We start from the raw sequence: 17,777 nt of genomic DNA on the forward strand, positions 1-17,777 counted from the left end.
GGGCTCGCGTGCCGAGCGTCAGTGCGTGAGCGAGTGGCTCAGTTGCCGGTGAGCTTCTCGCGCAGCGCCTGCAGCGCCTCGTCGGACGCCAGCGTGCCGGGGCCCTCCTCCTCGGTGCTGCCCGAGGAGTACGAGGACGGGTTGTCGGCCTTCGCCTCGGCGTCGGCCTCCTGCGCGCTCTCGATCTGCGTCTTGTGCGCTTCCCAGCGGGCGTGGGCCTCGGCGTACTGCCGCTCCCACTCCTCGCGCTGCTTCTCGTAGCCCTCGAGCCAGTCGTTGGTCTCGGGGTCGAAGCCCTCGGGGTACTTGTAGTTCCCCTCGGCGTCGTAGTCGGCCGCCATGCCGTACAGCGTCGGGTCGAAGTGCTCGCTGACGTGCGCGGCGGTGTCGCCCTCGTTGGCCTGCTTCAGCGACAGCGAGATGCGGCGACGCTCGAGGTCGATGTCGATGACCTTGACCATGACGTCCTTGCCGACCGTGACGACCTGCTCGGGCACCTCGACGTGGCGCTCGGCCAGCTCGGAGATGTGCACGAGGCCCTCGATGCCGTCCTCGACGCGGACGAACGCGCCGAACGGGACGAGCTTGGTGACCTTGCCGGGCACGATCTGGCCGATCTGGTGGATCCGGGCGAACTGCTGCCACGGGTCCTCGAGGGTGGCCTTGAGCGACAGCGAGACGCGCTCGCGGTCCATGTCGACGTCGAGCACCTCGACGGTGACCTCCTGGCCGACCTCGACCACCTCGGACGGGTGGTCGATGTGCTTCCAGGAGAGCTCCGAGACGTGCACCAGACCGTCGACGCCGCCGAGGTCGACGAACGCACCGAAGTTGACGATCGAGGAGACCACGCCGGAGCGGATCTGGCCCTTCTGCAGCGTCTGCAGGAAGGTCGACCGGACCTCGGACTGGGTCTGCTCGAGCCACGCCCGGCGGGACAGGACCACGTTGTTGCGGTTCTTGTCCAGCTCGATGATCTTGGCCTCGATCTCCTTGCCGACGTACGGCTGGAGGTCGCGGACCCGGCGCATCTCGACCAGCGAGGCGGGCAGGAAGCCACGGAGACCGATGTCGAGGATGAGGCCGCCCTTGACGACCTCGATGACGGTGCCGGAAACGACGCCGTCGGCCTCCTTGATCTCCTCGATCTTGCCCCAGGCACGCTCGTACTGCGCGCGCTTCTTGGACAGGATCAGGCGGCCTTCCTTGTCCTCCTTCTGCAGGACGAGGGCCTCGACGTCGTCACCGACCGACACGACCTCGGAGGGGTCGACGTCGTGCTTGATGGAAAGCTCGCGCGAGGGAATGACACCCTCGGTCTTGTAGCCGATGTCGAGTAGGACTTCGTCCCGGTCGACCTTGACGACGGTACCGGAAACGATATCGCCGTCATTGAAGTACTTGATGGTCTCGTCGATCGCGGCGAGGAAGGCTTCCTCGGACCCGATGTCGTTGACGGCGACCTGCGTGGTCGTCCTGGGGGCCGTCGAGGTAGGCGTCTCGGCCTCGATGCTGCTCGTCATGTGGAAGGGGACTCCGGACAAGGTTCGGTGGTAGCTTCGCGCGCCAGGACCCTTGGATCGCTGTGCCATCACCGACCAGGTCCTGATTACCCCTGTGCCGCCAACCGACAGTAACGAGCGCGAGCCTGCTCCGTCCGAGGTCGCACAGGCCCACAGCGCACACACAGATTACCTGTCCGCAACGACCAGGGTCAATCGGCGGAAGGTCGCGAGTTGATCACGCCGGCGAATTCGGCTATGGGGTCGCGGGTGGACGAGCCACCGTCCGGTCGGTCAACCCAGAATACTCTTCGCCGGGCGAAACCGCGGATCCTGATATCGACCCAGGTCGCGCCCGGTGTCAGTAGCGGTGCAGGCTGCCCGCGGACTGGCCGTCCTCGTCGAACTCGTCGAACAGGCCGTCGTCGTCGCGGGCGCGGCGGCGGCCGGACTGCGCGGGCGTGGCGGGCCGGGACTCGGCGGCGGGCCGCCGCTCGGGGGCGAGTTCGGGGGCGGGTTCGGGGGCCGACGGCGTCGACGTGGCGGCCGAGTCGGGGGTCGCCGCGGCGTCTCCGGCGAGGTCGGGGTGCTCCTCGGCGAACCGGGCCAGCTCCGCGCGGGCCTGCTCGAGCCGGGCGAGGTCGGAGCGGGTGCGCTCGAGCGCGGCGTCGCGCTGGGTGGGTTCGACGACCGGCTGCACGTGCGGACGGCCCACGGGCGGCCGGACGGCGGACGCCTGCGGCCGGCGCGGCAGCGGCTTGGGCTCACCGGCGGGCGGCTGCTCCCCCGCCTGCTCAGTCGGCGGCGTCGCGGGCGGCTGGGCGGCCGGGGCGGCGGGCGCCGCCGGCTCGGCCATGGCGGCGGCGATCCGGTCGGCGCGGGTGCGCGGCTTGCCGGTCGCCTCGGCCGGGTCCGCGGCGGACGCGGCCGAGGGAGCGGCCGGCGTCTCCTCGACGACGGACTCGGCGGGCTGCGCGTACTGCGGCGTCCGCGGTTCGTACTGGCGCTGAACTGCCGCCTCGTCGCGGTTCGAGCCGGCGACCGGCTCACCGAGCTGGCGGCGCGTGTAGACGTCGTCGTAGCGGGGCGCCTCGTAGGGGGCGACCCGCGGCGGCTCGTAGGAGCGGACCGGCTCGGGGCTGCGGGTCTGCGGCCGCTGGCGGGCGAGCTGCTCCTCGGCGGCCCGGCTCATCACCGTCGACCCGGCGACGATCCCGGCCTCCCGCCCAGCACCAGCGACGGAGCCACCACCGCCGAAGCCGCCGCTGACACCGTCGTCCTCGGGAAGGGGCGCACGGCGCTTGCCGTCGTAGGAGCGGCGCCGGGCGAGCACCAGCCCGAGGATCATCAGCACGCCGCCGGCGGCCGCGGCCGAGACGGGGATGGTGTCGCGGGCGAGCTCGAGCTGTTCGGCGCTGGAGGCGTACTCGTCGACGTTGGCGGTGACCTGCTCGCCGGTGTAGGCGAGCGTGCCCTGGACGATGGTCGGGCCGCGGGTGCCCTCGAAGTCGAGGTAGGAGTCCTGCTCCTCCTGGCCCTTGATGATCGCGCCGGTCTGCGGCTCGACCCAGAGGGTGCGGGTGGTGCTGTAGATGCGGTCGGCGACGATGGACCCGGCCTGACCGAACAGCGCGCCCGGGATCTCGAGCGCCGACACCGGCGTCGGCTCGATGACCTGCTGGAACACGTAGACCGGCAGGCCCTCGAGGGTGGTCTCGCTCTGGAACTCCATGGGCCGGGTCTCTTGGATCGTGGAGTCCCAGAACGGGTACGACCGCTGCTCGACCCCGAAGGGGAGCTTGAAGTAGTAGCCCTCGTGGTCGACCTCGACGCGGTCGGCGCGCTCGCCGGTGGGCGTGTAGTACTGGTCGTTGCCGTCGACGGACTCCGACGAGTGGCGGTCGAAGGCGACCCGCTCCTCGTAGTACGAGAGGACGTTCTCCTCGGGGGTCGCACCCTCGCCGAGCGCGTCGAAGTTGGTGACGCTGGTGTCCCAGACGGCGGTGTCGCCGCTGCTCTCGCCCTGGTCGGGAATGATGCGGCGCACGGAGCGCACGTCGGTGACCCGCTCGACCTCGGCCTCCTGCCGCACGACGGCGCCGAGGTCGAGGACGGTGACGTCGGACCCCGTCGACACCCGCTCGGCGACGTCGTTGGGGACGACCGCCAGCCTCGGGTAGGCGTACCAGCGGGACAGCGGCGCGAGTACCAACATCAACACGCCCAGGCCCACCAGGACCAGGCCGATACTGCGCCGCATGGACAAGCCTTCCTCGGAATCGGGGTCTCCGCGTCGCCACGTGCGGCCACCGCCGGGCGCGGCCCCGGGGCGGCACAGGGGCTCCCCGTGAAACTACCCTCCGATCCCGGCCCGTGCATGCCACTCGGCAACATCGGGCCGGAAGTTCGCAGCTCACCCGCCCCGCAGCGCCGGAAGCACCCGCTCCCCGTAGACCCCCAGTGCCTCGACCGGCGCCGCACCGGACGCGTTCTGCAGGCACACCACCGTCGCGCCGAGCCGCTCGACCTCGCGGATGCGCTCGACGTGCGCCGACGGGTCCGACGACAGGATGTAGGCGGCCGCGAACTCCTCGTCGGAGACGGTCTCCTCGCCGTGCCGGTACATGGCGTCGGGGTCGTGCCAGTCGTCGGAATAGTGGTCGGGTGGCTGGGCGCCCTTCCAGACCCGCGCGGCCTCGAACGCGGCCGAGTCGTCGGGAGCCCAGGAGAACCCGGCCTGCAGGATGATCTCGCCCGGTTCCTTGCCGAGGTCGTCGCAGGCACCGCGGTAGGCGTCGATGACCGACGGCGCCTGCTCCGGGTCCGCCAGCGTCCACAGGCCGTCCCCGAACCGCGCGGCCAGCCCGGCCGCCTGCGAGCCGAACGCGGACACGTACACGGGCACCCGCCGCGACGGCCGGGTGTGCAGGACGGCGCCGACGGTGCGGAACCACTGCCCCTCGAACTCCACCCGCTCACCGTCCAACAGCCCGGTGATGATCGCCAGCGCCTCGCCCAGCCGGTCCAGCTGCTCGTCCGGCGGCGGCCAGTTCATTCCGCACGGCGTCTCGTTGAGACTCTCGCCGGACCCGAGGCCGAGGAAGGCTCGCCCGGGCGCCAGCGACTCGAGCGTCGCGAACGCCTGCGCCACGACGGCCGGGTTGTACCGGAACACCGGCGCCGTCACGCCGGTGCCCAGCGGGATCCGCGCCGTCGCGTGCGCGATGGCGCCGAGCACGACCCAGGCCTGCGGCGACTCCCCCGGCTCCCACCACGGCTGGTAATGGTCGCTGAGGTTGACGGCGTCGAAGCCGGCCCGCTCGGCCGCCTGCGCCTGGTCGACCAGCGACGACGGGCCGAACTGCTCGGTGGCGAGCTGGACCCAGTACTGCGACGGCATCAGACCGACGAGGCCTGGGCGGCGTGCCGGCCCTCGGCGAACTCCTCGACCATCTTCGCGCAGAAGGCGGGAAGGTCGTCGGGCTTGCGGCTGGTGACCAGGCCCTGGTCGGTGACGACCTCCTCGTCGACCCAGGTGGCGCCGGCGTTGCGCAGGTCGGTCCGCAGGCTGGGCCACGACGTCAGCGTGCGGCCGCTGACGACGCCGGCCTCGACCAGCGTCCACGGGGCGTGGCAGATCGCCGCGACCGGCTTGCCCGCGGCAAACATCGCCCGCACGAACGCGACGGCCTCGGGCGAGGTCCGCAACTGGTCCGGGTTCGCCACCCCGCCGGGCAGCATGAGCGCGTCGTAGTCGTCCGGGTTCGCCTCGCCCACGGCGCGGTCGACCTGGAACGTGTCGGCCTTGTCGAGGTGGTTGAAGGCCTGTACCTCGCCGGGCTGCGGCGCGATCAGCGACGGGTGTCCGCCGGCGTTCTCGATCGCCGTCCACGGCTCGGTCAGCTCGACCTGCTCGACCCCTTCGTTCGCGACGAGGACCGCGACCCTCGCGCCGTCGATTCGCTCGGCCATGAGGCTTCCCTCCCACTCTCGGGCTCCGGTGTCCTGACCTTCGGCCGGTACCCGGCCGGTCCGGAGCCATTCGCGGAGCCGTTCCCGGAGCCGTTTCCGGAGCCGTTCGCGGAGGGGTCGAACATCGCGTCGATGGTCACGTACTCGTCGCCGCCCTCGGGGACGGAGCCCGCTCGCTGCCAGGCCACGGAGCCGATGACGGCGAGCGCCACCCCTACGAGCACGAGCCCCTGCGCCAGAGCCGAGTGGGCGCCCGGGTCCGGGCCGGGCCAGGGCCGCAGCGCGACCACGAACCCGGCGAGCAGGACGGCGCCCGCGGCCAGCCCGGGCGCGAGGCGGGTCAGCCAGGGCCGGCCCGGTCCGGCGAGCAGGACGACGGCGCCGACGGCGGCGGCCGCCAGTCCCGCCGGGCCGCCCAGCAGGAACAGCACCGCCGCGCCGAGCACGATCACGGGCGCGGCGCGCTGCCGCCGGTGCCGGGCCAGCGGCCGGGCGGGGACGGGCGGCCGCAACGCCGGTCGCGGCGGCTCCTCCTCCGCCCCGAGCGGGACCGTCCGGCGGGCCCGGCGGCCCACATAGGCGGGCGCCCCGACGGCGTCCGACGACACCCGCTGGGCGGGCACGGGCGACGGCGACGGCGGCAGCGGCGGTACCCGGGTACCGCGCCAGGCAAGCACGCCGACCAGCAGGACGGCGCCCAGCCCGGCCAGCAGCGCCCACTGGTACGGCCGGTCGGGCGCGTAGCTCAGCCGCACCACCCCGGCGGCGCCGACCGGCAGCACGAACCCCTGCGACCAGCCGTCCAGCCGGACCGCCTCGAGGGACTCGCCGTTCAGCGTCGCCTCCCAGCCGGTGTTGAGGTTCTCGGCGACGGCGAGGACGGCGGGCTCCTCGCGGGCCGGGACGACGACCTCGCGATCCGTCGCGTCCCAGGTCTGGACGGTGATGTCGAGCCCGGACGGCGCCGCGGGCGGCTCCGTCGCCGGCCGCAGCGTCACCGACTCCGGCCGCACCCCGGCGCTGGTCGCGAAGACGACGTCGTGCGTCCCCTCGTCCAGCGCGACGGGACCGCGGCCGTCGCCGCACGGCCGCACCTCGAGCCGCCGTCCGTGCAGGAGGTCGCCGGCGGTGGTGACGATGCGGGTCGTCACCGGCTCGCCGTCGACCACCAGCGCGGGGCCGTCGCCGCACGCGATGGTGACCTCGCGCGCCTCATCGACCGGCAGCCGCAGGTCGTCGGCGCCGAGGACGCGCACCTCGGAGAGGCCGGCGGGGAGCACCGAGCGCAGCCCGAACGACGGGTCGCGGTCCTCGACCTCCGCGACCTCGACGATCTGGACGCTGAGCTCGTCGGTGCGCACCGGCTCGGGGAACGTGACGGTGCCGTCGCCGTCGACGCTCGCCTGGAACCGCGCGTCGCCGGCCCGCACCTCGACCAGGCTCGGCCGCGACGCCGCCAGCCATGGCTCCACCTCGAGTCGCAGCCCCTCGATCGTGCGCCGCGGCCCCCAGGTGAGGGTCAGCGTCGGGGCGTCGTCGTCGGGAGCGGCCACCCAGCCGGTGCCGGGGTCGTGGTCGACGGCGGCCTGGGGCCGGCCGAGCGGGTCGGACACCGCGCGCGAGCTGGCCGTCGCGACCATCGCGAGGTCGGCGTCGATCAGCTCCTCCAGCGTCCGGCCGGGCCGCGGCCGCGCGGTCAGCTCCGCCTCGTAGTCCGCGGCGGCGGCGAGCTCGACCCGCCGGCGCAGCGCGCCGTTCTCCTCCCCGGGCCGGGCCAGCTGCCGGGCGCACCGGTCGACCCGGCTGTCGCCGGAGCGGGTCGCGACGCACTCGCCACGCCGTCCGTCGGCGGCCGCGAAGACCAGCGTCGCGGGCGCGGGGTCCCCGTCGACGCCGCCGCCGAGGTCGGCCCCGGACACCGACGGGACCCGCAGCGTCCGGGTCACGTCGAGGCCGGGAACGGTGAGCTCGCGGATGCCGACGCCGCTGACGGTGCCCTCGCCGACGGCGACGACGGTGACCCGCAGCGTGCTGGTCTCTCCGGACGGGACGGCGAGCACCTGCGCGCCGCTGGGGCTCAGGTCGCTCTCGAGGACGCCGGTGTCGGTCTGGACGGCGACCCGCCGCATCGGCGCGCTGACCGGGCCGCCGGCGAGCGGCGTCAGCTCCACCGACGTGACGTCGCGCGGCTCGTCGAAGCGCAGCTCCAGCCACTGGCCGACGGCGCTGCCGTACTCCCCCGACACCCAGCTGGTACCGGTGTCGCCGTCGACGGCGGCCCAAGGCGAGTTCTCGGCGCCGCGCGCCATGGTGGCGCGCGGGTCGGACCCGGCCGACGAGGCGGTCACGGACTCGATCCCGTCGACGACGGCGACCGTCTCGCGGGCCGCGTCGTCCATCTCATTCGCGCCCTCACCTGAGGAGCGCGCCTCGGGCGACGGTAGGAAGTCGCGCACGACCCGGCCCAACCCGCCGTCGTCGCCTGCCCGCAGCGTCTCGGTGGTGTTGTCGCGGCTGGCGCCGAACCAGACGGCGCGGCGGCGCAGGCCGTCGGTGACGACGGGGACCGGGTGCGGGTCGGCGATCCCGGCGCCGTCGCCGGCCACGAACACCGCGCGGCCGTCGAGCACGCCCGCGTCGCCGGCCGTCAGCAGCGACTCCGGCCCGCCGGACATCCGCACCGAGCCGTCCAGCGGGTAGGCGCGGACGCGGTGCTCCTCGGTCTCGGGGTCGGCGACGGCGTAGATCTCGATCGCCGGGTACTCGACGTCGAGGCGCGAGTCCGAGGCGGAGGAGGGATCGTCGTCGGCGCCGACCTGCGGGCCGAACGTCGCCACGCGCTCCGCGCCGGGGAGGTCGGCGACGGCCTGGTGCACGAGCGCCGGGCGCGGGGCGTCGGTGCGGGACCGGTCGAGGTCGTTGCGGACGACGAGGTGGGTGACGCCCGCGCGGCGCAGCGCCTCGACGACGCCGGCGCCGCCCTCGCCGGCCGCGATGCGGGTCTCGACGGCGTCGAGCAGCCGGATGTTCCCCGCCGACGACAGCGGGACGGAGTCGCGCACCGCCCACGGGGTGTCGCCGAGGGCCTGCAGCGGCTCGTCGCGCGGGGCGCCCCATGTGTACTCGCCGAACGACGCGCCGGGCACCAGCAGCGCGCGGCCGGTGCCGGCGTGGTCGTCGAGCCAGGCCGAGGCGTCGTGCCAGTAGTCCGGAACGGCGTCATACGACCCGGCCTGCGGCAGCCGCCCGGCCAGAGCCGGCGTCGCCACCCCGGCGATGACCACCAGCGACAGCCCGACGACCAGCGCGCTGAACCGGCGGACCGAGATCGCCGGGACCCGAAGCGACGCCAGCGCGTGCGCCAGCCCCAGCGCGAGAGGCAGCCGCAGCACGACGTCGAACTTGTGCACGTTGCGGAACGGCGCCAGCGGCCCGTCGAGCAGCTCGCGCACCGTCGCCGCCAGCGGCCCGGCCGCCGCGCCGACGTAGCCCGCCGACACCAGCGCCAGGCCGAGCACGGCCGCCGTCAGGAACACCCGCCGGCCGGGCATGTCCCGTCGCGCCAGCCCGCCCAGCCCGATGGCCGCGATGAGCACCGTGTGCAGGATCAGCACCGGCTCGCTGGCCAGCAGCCAGCCGGCCGGCCACTGCGGCCCACCGGCCACCGCCAGGTAGGACAGCCAGTGGTCGTTGCCGCGCAGCACCTCGATCAGCGACGTGTGCTGGGTGGTGTTGCCGGCCGTCTCGATCCAGTCGAGGAACGGCGGGCTGTGCGACCCCAGCAACAGCAGCGGCACCCACCACCACACCGTCACGGCAGCGCAGCAGCCCACCCACCACGCCGCGAACCGCCACCGACCGGGCCAGTGCGACGCCAGCAGCAGCCAGAGCCCGGCGGGGACGACGGCGGCAGCGGTGGCGGCCGCGTTCACCCCGCCCATGCACAGGACGGCGAGCGCCGACAGCGCCGCGTTCCGGACGACGGGTCCGCCGCGCCAGGCCCGCACCAGCGGGATGAGCGCCCACGGGGCGAGCGCCGTCGGCCAGGCCTCGACCGACACCGCACCGAGCGACACCAGGATCCGCGGCGCCAGCGCGTACACCATGCCGCCGAGCAGCCGGGTCCACGTCCGCCCGATGCCCATCTCGCCGGCCAGCTTGACCACGCCGAGGAACGCCGCGACCAGGATCAGCGACCACCACAGCCGCTGCACCACCCAGGCGGGCAGCCCGGCGAGGTCGCCGGCCAGGTGCAGCGGGCCCATGGGCCACAGGTAGCCGTAGGCCTGGTTCTGCAGCTGTCCGAACGCGGCGGCCGGCTCCCACAGGTGCAGGGCGCGCTGCAGGAACCCGGCGGGGTCGGCGGTGAGGTCGAGCTTGGTGTCCGGGACGATCTGCCCCGGCGCCTGCCGGAAGGCCAGGGCGACCAGGCCCAGGCAACACACGACCAGGTACGCCCGCCATGCGGGCAGGCGGCGCGGCGCCCTGCTGCGGTGGGCTGTCATCGGCGGCGCAGCACCACCGCGAGGTTCCACGTCGCCAGCTCGCGCAGGCCCGGCACGCGCACGAGGCCGCGCGCCCACCACGGGTGGTAGCGCGGGAACGCCTCGACCAGCTCGCCGCTGGGGGTGTGCCGCGCCCAGAGCAGCGCGTCGGAGACCGAGACCGGGAACAGGCTGGTGCCGTAGCGATTCTTCGGGTCGTGGCCGGTGCGCCGGGCGTACCGGCGCGCCGCGGACTCGCCGCCGAGGTAGTGCCAGGGCGCGGTCTCGTGCCCGCCCCACGGCGACAGCCAGACGGTGAACGACAGGAACACGATGCCGCCGGGACGGGTCACCCGCAGCATCTCCTCGCCCATGGTCCACGGGTCCGGGACGTGCTCGAGGACGTTGGACGAGTAGCAGACGTCGGCGGCGCCGTCGCGGATCGGCAGGGCCATGCCGCTGCCCATGACGGCGCCCGGCTCGGGCCGGCCGCGGGCGGACAGCTCGCCGAGGTCGCTGTCGACGGAGATGTAGCGGGCGCCCGCGCCGCGGAACGCGTCGCGGAAATACCCCGGGCCGCCACCGACGTCGAGGACCAGCGATCCGCGCAAATCGGCATATTCGGACAATTGCGCAACGGAGTCAGCGGCCAGTACGCCATAGAAATGGTCGGGGTCGCGCTGCTCGGCGAGAAATGCCCGAAAGAGCCGGACCGAACGATTCAGCGTCGCGCGGTCGCGGCTTTCGGAGAGGAGCACGTCGGAAAAGTACCCGATTCGCCGGCGCAGTTCTGCCGAATCGTCACGATTGGCGGAAGAACAGCCCGGCGTGGGCCGGAACGGGCACTCGGTGCGGATCCAGCGGCTCGCCGGCCGTGATCGCGGCGACCCGCTGGGCCGAGCGCTCCAGGGCCTCTTCGGCGACGGTGCGGCGCAGCAGCGCGTCCCACGAGCGGACCGTCTGCTCCCACGTGAACGTGGCGGCGCGGGCGGCGGCGGCCCGCCCGAGCGCCTGCCTGCGGACGCCGTCGGCCAGCAGCTCCTCGGTGGCCGCGGTCAGCTCGTCGAGGTCGTCGGCGAGCAGCCCGGTGGCGCCGTCGACGATCGACTCGGCCAGGCCGCCGGCGGACCGGTAGCCGATGGTCGGGACCTGGTGCTGGGCGGCCTCGACGACGGTGAGCCCCCAGCCCTCCTTCACCGACGGCGCCAGCATGAGCCAGCTGCGCGCCAGCTCGTCGTGCTTGGCCCTCTCGTCGACGAAGCCCTGGAACTCGGTGATGTCCTCGACGCCGAGCTCGGCCGCCGTCCGGCGCAGCCGAGGGGCCCACCAGCCGTCGCCGATGACGCTGACCCGCAGGTCGGGCCGGCTCGGACGGAGCCGGGCCGCGACCCGCAGGGCGTGTTCGACCCGCTTGTGCGGCACCAGGCGGCCGAGGACGCAGATGCGGGGCGTCTCCGCCCGCCGCGCCGTCGTCGCAGGTGCTGCGGCGGTGCCGTTGTGGACGACGTCCACTCGCTCGGGACCGACCCCGAGCGCGGCGAGTTCCGTCCGGGTGATCTCCGAGACGGTGACGTACCGGGAGCGCCGGTACACGCGAGGCGCGAGCCGGGACTCCAGCCACCAGCCCAGCCGGGCCGAGGCGGGGCCGTAGACGACCCCCCACTGCTCGCGGTGGACGTGGTGGACCAGGACGACCACGGGGCACCGGACGGCCAGGCGGCTCCAGAACGGAATGCCGTTCTGCACGTCGACGACGACGTCGGGCCGCCCGAGTGCCCCGCTGGCCAGCATCCGGACCGCATGCGCGTAGACGGTGAACTTCCCGCCGCGCCGGACGATCCGGTAGCCGTCGCGCCGCTCCACCTTCGGCGCGCCCGGATGGGCCGCACAGAAGAACGTGACCTCGTGCCCGGCGGCTGCCAGGCCGGCGGCGACGTTCTCCACGTACCGTTCCGAGCCGCCGCCCTCGGGGTGAGTGGTGTCGCGCCAGTTGAGCAGCACGACCTTCAGAGGGCGCGGTTCGACCAGGGTCTCCGGGGAATGCACGACTGAACGCTGTTCAGTTGTCGTCGTAGTTGATCAGTTCTTCATGGCTGACGTCGTTCGCGTCATCCGGCTGGCTCACATTCACCGCGGTGACGACGGTCAGGCCGGCGAGCACCACGCCGACAATGGCGGCGACAACGCCTCCGAAATTGCCCATGAACTCTGGTACTCCTCGAGCGGTGCGGAAATCACGACACCTGTGAGCGTAACGACCGGCGTCGCCGCAAGAAGGCGTTCCGGGCAACATCAGCCGATGCGCCTACGAGAATGACCGAAAAGACGATATCGGCGACGATGACCGGTGGAGCGGGCGGAATTCGGGTCCAGGTTCCGATCTCACCCGGAATGCGGTAGAGATCGAGAGTTCCGTTGGTTTCAACCGATTCGAGCGATTCGACCAGTCCGTCCGGAAGCGCGCCCGGCGTGTCCCGCTCGACGGCGACCCAGCCGACGCCGAGGGCGGCGAGGGCGGCGCGGCGCGCGTCGGAGTCGGGGTCGTCAAGCGCCGCGGCGACCTCCGCGGCCCGGCGGTCCTCCCCCGCGATGACGGCGCCCCCGACGGGCAGCGCGTCGGGCACGACGGCCTCGACGCCGAGGAAGCGCGGGGCGGGGTCGAGCACCGTCCGGTTGCCGGCCCACGGGAACCGGCGGAACGGCTGGTACGGGAGGATCACGAGGTCGCCGTCGGCGCCACCGGCGCCATCGGCGTCGGCGCTCGCGTCGCGGAGGGTGGCGCGGACGTCGGACCACTCGGCCGGATAGCGCGACGGCTCCAGCCGTCCGGCCGCGCCCCAGGCGAGGTCGGGCAGCGCCGCGACCGGCACCAGGGCGGCGACCAGCGTGACGGCGACGGCGGTGTGCCGGTTCGTGGCGGCGCGGGCCAGCCTGGCGGCGCCGGCGGCCGCGGCCAGCGCGACCAGCAGGGCGTACCAGGCGAGGAACTTCTGCCCGTCGCGGATCAGCCCGCCGCCGGGCACCTCGGACACCAGCCACTCGAGGACGGCGTCGCCGCCGGGCAGGGCGCTGCTGAACGCGACGACGAGGCCGACGGCGGCCAGGCCGCCCAGCACCGCGAGCTCGGCCCGGCCCAGGTGCCGGCGCAGCTCCGTCGCCCCGAGCACAGCGAGGACCAGCAGCACCGCCGTCAGGACCAGCGCCGACGGCAGCGCGCGGCTGCCGGGGACGGCGCCGTCGTTCCAGATGCCGCCGAGCGTGAGGACGCTGCCGGCCAGCCCGAGCGGCGAGTCGCTGGCCGCGGCGAACGCGGCGACGCCGGCCGGGTCGGACACGGCGGCGTCGGGGCGCAGGACCGACGGGACCACCCACGGCGCCTGCAGCGCGAGGACGGCGGTCGTGCTGACGACCCGGACCAGCCGGGTGTGCCGGCCGCCCGGGGCCAGCACCAGGACGCCGAACAGCGCCCCCGCCAGCAGCCCGCCGGTCGGCGTCAGCGAGGCGACCGCCACCACGAGCAGACCGGGCGCCAACGCCGTCGTGCGGCCCTGCCGGACCCGGCGGCCGAGGATCAGCAGCCACGGCAGCGCGGCGTAGGCGATCAGCGTCGGCCAGTGCCCGATGACCAGCCGCTCGAAGACGTAGGCGTTCCAGGTGAAGACCGACGCCGCGACCAGCCGGGTGCCGGTGCGCACCTTCGGCAGCGCCAGCCCGGCGCCGAGCGCCGCGGCGAGGACGATGCCGGCGAGCGCGAGCTTCTGCAGCACCTGGCCGGTCAGCGTGCTGTCGAGCAGCGCGACGGCGGCGTCGAGCGGGACGGCGCGCGGCATGGCGCTGCTCAGCCCCACCGACGACGGCAGCAGCGCCTGGTCCGGCACGGCCACCATGTCATAGGAGAGCACGTAGCCGGGGCGGGCCAGCGGACCCAGCACGACCGCCGTCAGCAGCACGCACCACGTCAGCAGGATCCAATCACCGCGGTGCGCCCGCCGGTGCCGTGCGCCGCTGTCGGGCGGAGCGTCCAGCGTCGCGGCGCGCTGGGGCGGTCGTTGGGCTGGGATCGTGCGCGACGTCACCGGGAGGTCGCGTTGCGGGGCGCTCACACCAACCCCTCCCGCAAGATCCACCTGGCCTGTCGCGAGCATAACCGGCAGCGCTCGGCCGTACGGCCGATTCGCCCAGGTCCACCCCCCATTCGAGTTGCGGGGGTGGTGGATCGCCGTCGGGGCGGCCGGCCGGGGGGTGGGCGGCCGCCCCGACGGGATCAGGTGCGGCGGCCGCGCAGGAAGGTCGCCGCGGCGGCAGCGGCCGCGAACACGCCGAGGGCGACGACGCCGCGGGTGACGTTGCGCCCGCCCTCGCCGCTGACCTCAGGGATCTCGTACGTGAACGCCGTCTTCAACGTGGCCCCGGCGGGCGCGCCGTTGACCAGCGGCTCGTTCTTGGCGCGGTCGGCGCCGGCCTCGAGCAGGGCGTACCGGGTGCCGAAGTCGGCGGCGGTCGCCTGCCCGGCGTCGGCCAGCTCCGAGGCGCCCTCGGTGGACAGCCGCTCGGCGCCGTCGACGAGCTGCGGCGCACCCTCGGCGGCCTGCAGCAGGCCGTCGTAGATCTGCACCGACCCGTCGGCGGCGGTCTCGAGGCCGGTGGCCAGGACCCCGGCCCCGACGGCGGCCTCGTCGGCGCCGTCGGCCAGCTGACCTGCGCCGTCGGCGATCTGGCCCGCCCCGTCGGCGGCGTCCTGGGCGCCCTCGGAGAGCCGGCCGGCGCCGTCCTCGATCTGCCCGGCGCCGTCGGCGGCGTCGCGGGCGCCGTCCTCGAGCTGGCCCGCGCCTTCGGCGATCCGTCCGGCACCGTCGGCGGCGTCGAGCGCCCCGGCGGCCAGCTCGTCGGCGCCGTCGGAGATCCGCAGGTTGCCGTCGTGCAGCTGGTGAGCGCCGTCGGTGAGCTGCATCAGCCCCGCGACCAGCGCGTTGCCGCCGGCGATGATCTGGTCGACGCCGTCGCTGAGGCCGTTGACGCCGCCGCGCAGGGTCTCGTCCTCCGGGGTGTCGTCGGGCTGGCCGATGCCGCCCTGCACCGACCCGACCACGCCGCTGACCAGCTGGCCGACACCGTCGTCGAGCAGCTGCAGGCCCTCCAGCAGGCCGGGGTCGTCGGGACACGCGTCGAGCGCCTCGCTCGACAGCCCGCACTGCAGCCGCACCAGCCCGCGCAGGACCCCGTCGTCGCTCGTGAGCGCGGCCTCCAGGCTGTTGAGCCCGCCGTAGAGGGTGTCCTGGTCCATGGGGTCGTCCGGGTTGGCCAGGCTGCTGCGGCCGTCGGCCAGCTGGGTGCGCAGGCCGTCCAGCACCTGGTCGGTGATGGTGTCGACCTGGTACCCGAGGACCGGGCGGCCCGCGTTCAGCAGCGCCGCCTGCGCGGCGTCGTAGCAGGGCGGGCCGAACCCGCTGGTCTTGCGGTCCTTGATGTCCTGCAGGACGACGACGGCGCAGCCGAGCCGCTGGTACGCGCCCGGCTCGGAGGCGGACTCGTGGTAGACGCCCTCGGCCATCTGCTGCAGCGCCGGGACGGCCTGGGTCTCCAGGCCGCGGCGGATCGTCTGCAGGCCGCCGAGCAGCGTCCCCTCCTCGTCGGTGTCGCCGATGCCGGCGCGAAGCCGGTCGATGCCGTCGAGCAGCGGCTGGGCCTGGTCGGGCACACCGCCGATGCCGTCGTACAGGCGGGTGAGGCCGGTGTCGACGCGGTCGAGGCCGGAGCCGACCTGCTCGAGCCCGCCGATGAGCTCCGGCGCGCGGTCGCCCGCGGTCTCGAGGCCCTCGGCCAGTTGCCCGGCCCCGTCGGCGGCGTCGGACGCGCCGTCGGCGAGCTGCGTGGCGCCCGGCGCGAGCCGGCCCTGCAGCCCCTCGGCGAGCTCCGCTCCCCCGTCGGCCAGTTGTCCCGCGCCGGGGACCAGCCGCGACGCCAGGCCGTCGGCCAGCACGCCGGCGCCCTCGGACAGCTGCGCCGCGCCGGGCGCGAGCTCGCCGTTGACGCCCTGGTAGAACTCGTTCGCGCCGGCCCGCAACTCCTCGGCCCCCGGCGCCAACTGGTCCTGCAGGCCGTCGGCCAGCTCGCGGGCGCCCGGTGCGGCCTCGTCGGACAGCCCGGTGCTGAGCTCCTGGGCGCCGTTGCGCAGCTGGATCAGCCCGCCGAGCAGGTCCGCCGCGCCGTCGCGCAGCCGCAGCAGGTTCTCGTCGATGGTCAGTGCGCCCTCGGTGAGCGCGGTGCCGGACTCGATGCCGCCCTCGTAGCCGGCGACACCGGTCGCGTACGTGGGGCTGTCCAGCGGCGACACCGGCAGCGCGGACAGCGTGGCCCGCGGGATGACGCCGTCGTCGATGATCGCGGTGTAGCCGAACTCCTGCTCCGCCGAGCCGATGGGCGGGAACAGCGTCAGCGCGTAGGTCAGGCGGGTGCCGCCCCGGCCGTCGCCGCCCATGTTCGCCTCGCCGGAACTGACGCTCGTGAACGACGGCGGCAGCGTGGTCGTCATCGTCCCGACCATGGGGACGAAGACCTCCTCCTGGGCCGTGACCATGGTGCCGGTGCCGTCGTCGTACTCGATCTCGCGCGTCTCGCCGGTCTCGTTGACGACGCGGTAGCGGACCTCGAGCTCACCGGACTCCCCCACCACGTCCCCGGCGTCGACGACCTCGCCGTCGAGCCGGTACTCGACCGACACCGACAGCGGCAGGTCGCCGGCGAAGTCCGACACCGTCCGCCGCCGCTGGTCGCCGTCGACGTCGGCCTCGAGCACCGCCTCGCCGTCCTCGGTGTCGGTGTCGCCGAAGCCGTCGAGGTTGCGCAGGCCGTCGGTGGTGACGGGGTTGCGCAACTGGACCGTGCCGGAGCCGGTGAGGTCGAGCTGGTCGTAGACGCGGGCGCTGTCGACGCCGCCGTCGGCCTCGAGGTAGACCTGCACGGTCTCGGTGTTCGTCACGTCGACGTCGGCGGCCGCGAGGGGCGCGGCGACGAGGCCGAGCACCAGGGCGCCGATCGCGGCGCCCGTGGTCCGGGTCACCAAGGAGCGGTGGCTCATCGCAGCGCCCCTTCCCAGAACGGGCTGCGCCGGCCGGACTCGGCGTCGGTGTCGGCGACGCCGCGCTGGTCGCCGTTGCCGGCGAAGTTGTCGTCGCCGCCGGGCGCGTACCGGCCGCGCTCCCGCTCGCGCTCGTCCTCGATGGTGTTGCCGAGGAAGACCGTGGCGAGGAAGCCGAACGCGGCCGCCAGCAGCACCGTCGTCAGCGCCGTCGGGGAGGTCTCGACGAACTCCGGCGGCGCGGCGGTGTAGGCGACCTCGTAGGCGCCGACGACCGCCGCCGCCCCGATGAGGAACGACCACAGCGGCAGCCGGCCGGACGTGAGGAACGCGACGAGCAGGCAGGCGAGCACCACCAGCATGGCGGCGACGCCGCGGCCCGCGGAGGTGTCCGGCAGCCAGGCGGCCCGCAGCGCGTAGCCGACCCACGCCAGCACGGCGCCGGCCAGCAGGCCGGCCGCCCGCTCCCACGGCGCGCGGTCCGGGACCACGCCGGTGGCGCCGCCGAGCGCGGCTCCGAGCAGGGCGACGTGCTGCAGTTCGAGGCCGAGCCACTCGCCGCCCCAGACCAGCACGCCGGTCGCCACGGCCAGGAACAGTCCCGGCAGGAAATAGCCCCTCATCGCTTCCTTCCCGGCGGACGTCCGCGGCCGCCGTGCATCATGAGGAGACTTCCTACCAGCCAGTAACAATTCACGCCAGCGTTTTCAGTGATTAATTTGGTCAAGCAAGGACTTTCTC

The 17,777-nt window shown here is 74.2% G+C and carries 11 protein-coding genes; all 11 read right to left on the reverse strand.

Features of this window, described 5'->3' with window-relative positions:
• Positions 1-38: 38 nt before the first annotated feature.
• The 11 genes from rpsA to HD601_RS21020 all read right to left on the reverse strand — a co-directional run bounded on the left by rpsA (position 39) and on the right by HD601_RS21020 (position 17,659).
• Positions 39-1,592: a 30S ribosomal protein S1 gene (gene rpsA, locus HD601_RS20970; RefSeq protein ID WP_425503423.1), complete on the reverse strand. Its 1,554-nt coding sequence runs from the start codon at positions 1,590-1,592 to the stop codon at positions 39-41.
• A gap of 271 nt (positions 1,593-1,863) precedes the next feature.
• Positions 1,864-3,762 carry a cell envelope lipid trafficking protein PgfA gene (gene pgfA, locus HD601_RS20975; protein ID WP_184825133.1) on the reverse strand — a complete coding sequence of 633 codons (1,899 nt, stop codon included), beginning with the start codon at positions 3,760-3,762 and terminating at the stop codon, positions 1,864-1,866.
• A gap of 153 nt (positions 3,763-3,915) precedes the next feature.
• Positions 3,916-4,902 (reverse strand): TIGR03557 family F420-dependent LLM class oxidoreductase, encoded by a 987-nt coding sequence (locus HD601_RS20980; protein WP_184825135.1) that lies wholly within the window; start codon positions 4,900-4,902, stop codon positions 3,916-3,918.
• Positions 4,902-5,474 (reverse strand): type 1 glutamine amidotransferase domain-containing protein, encoded by a 573-nt coding sequence (locus tag HD601_RS20985; RefSeq protein WP_184825137.1) that lies wholly within the window; start codon positions 5,472-5,474, stop codon positions 4,902-4,904. The genes HD601_RS20980 and HD601_RS20985 overlap by 1 nt, the downstream gene beginning before the upstream one ends.
• Positions 5,402-9,979 carry an alpha-(1->3)-arabinofuranosyltransferase gene (locus HD601_RS20990; protein ID WP_184825139.1) on the reverse strand — a complete coding sequence of 1,526 codons (4,578 nt, stop codon included), beginning with the start codon at positions 9,977-9,979 and terminating at the stop codon, positions 5,402-5,404. The genes HD601_RS20985 and HD601_RS20990 overlap by 73 nt, the downstream gene beginning before the upstream one ends.
• Positions 9,976-10,569, reverse strand: a complete 594-nt coding sequence (locus tag HD601_RS20995; RefSeq protein ID WP_246400389.1) for a class I SAM-dependent methyltransferase — start codon at positions 10,567-10,569, stop codon at positions 9,976-9,978. The genes HD601_RS20990 and HD601_RS20995 overlap by 4 nt, the downstream gene beginning before the upstream one ends.
• Positions 10,570-10,759: 190 nt before the next feature.
• The gene (locus tag HD601_RS21000) at positions 10,760-12,004 is read right to left on the reverse strand and encodes a glycosyltransferase (protein ID WP_221441174.1); all 1,245 of its coding nucleotides are present in this window, start codon (positions 12,002-12,004) and stop codon (positions 10,760-10,762) included.
• Between the two features lie 13 nt (positions 12,005-12,017).
• Positions 12,018-12,161, reverse strand: a complete 144-nt coding sequence (locus HD601_RS21005) for a hypothetical protein (RefSeq protein ID WP_184825143.1) — start codon at positions 12,159-12,161, stop codon at positions 12,018-12,020.
• Between the two features lie 31 nt (positions 12,162-12,192).
• A complete protein-coding gene (locus HD601_RS21010) occupies positions 12,193-14,061 on the reverse strand; it encodes an MmpA family trehalose lipid delivery protein (protein WP_184825145.1) in 1,869 nt (622 codons plus the stop codon).
• Between the two features lie 161 nt (positions 14,062-14,222).
• Positions 14,223-17,036 carry a YhgE/Pip domain-containing protein gene (locus tag HD601_RS21015; protein WP_184825147.1) on the reverse strand — a complete coding sequence of 938 codons (2,814 nt, stop codon included), beginning with the start codon at positions 17,034-17,036 and terminating at the stop codon, positions 14,223-14,225.
• On the reverse strand, positions 17,033-17,659 hold the full coding sequence (locus tag HD601_RS21020; protein WP_184825149.1) for a hypothetical protein: 627 nt from the start codon (positions 17,657-17,659) through the stop codon (positions 17,033-17,035). Before HD601_RS21020 ends, HD601_RS21015 begins: the two co-directional genes overlap by 4 nt.
• Between the last annotated feature and the right edge of the window lie 118 nt (positions 17,660-17,777).

It is taken from the genome of Jiangella mangrovi (assembly GCF_014204975.1).
Classification (GTDB): Bacteria; Actinomycetota; Actinomycetes; order Jiangellales; family Jiangellaceae; genus Jiangella; species Jiangella mangrovi.

What these genes read in the sequence shown, in the direction of transcription:
- rpsA (WP_425503423.1), bottom strand. Translation starts at nt 1,592, where the DNA reads ATGGCACAGCGATCCAAGGGTCCTGGCGCGCGAAGCTACCACCGAACC.
- pgfA (WP_184825133.1), bottom strand. Translation starts at nt 3,762, where the DNA reads ATGCGGCGCAGTATCGGCCTGGTCCTGGTGGGCCTGGGCGTGTTGATG.
- HD601_RS20980 (WP_184825135.1), bottom strand. Translation starts at nt 4,902, where the DNA reads ATGCCGTCGCAGTACTGGGTCCAGCTCGCCACCGAGCAGTTCGGCCCG.
- HD601_RS20985 (WP_184825137.1), bottom strand. Translation starts at nt 5,474, where the DNA reads ATGGCCGAGCGAATCGACGGCGCGAGGGTCGCGGTCCTCGTCGCGAAC.
- HD601_RS20990 (WP_184825139.1), bottom strand. Translation starts at nt 9,979, where the DNA reads ATGACAGCCCACCGCAGCAGGGCGCCGCGCCGCCTGCCCGCATGGCGG.
- HD601_RS21005 (WP_184825143.1), bottom strand. Translation starts at nt 12,161, where the DNA reads ATGGGCAATTTCGGAGGCGTTGTCGCCGCCATTGTCGGCGTGGTGCTC.
- HD601_RS21015 (WP_184825147.1), bottom strand. Translation starts at nt 17,036, where the DNA reads ATGAGCCACCGCTCCTTGGTGACCCGGACCACGGGCGCCGCGATCGGC.
- HD601_RS21020 (WP_184825149.1), bottom strand. Translation starts at nt 17,659, where the DNA reads ATGAGGGGCTATTTCCTGCCGGGACTGTTCCTGGCCGTGGCGACCGGC.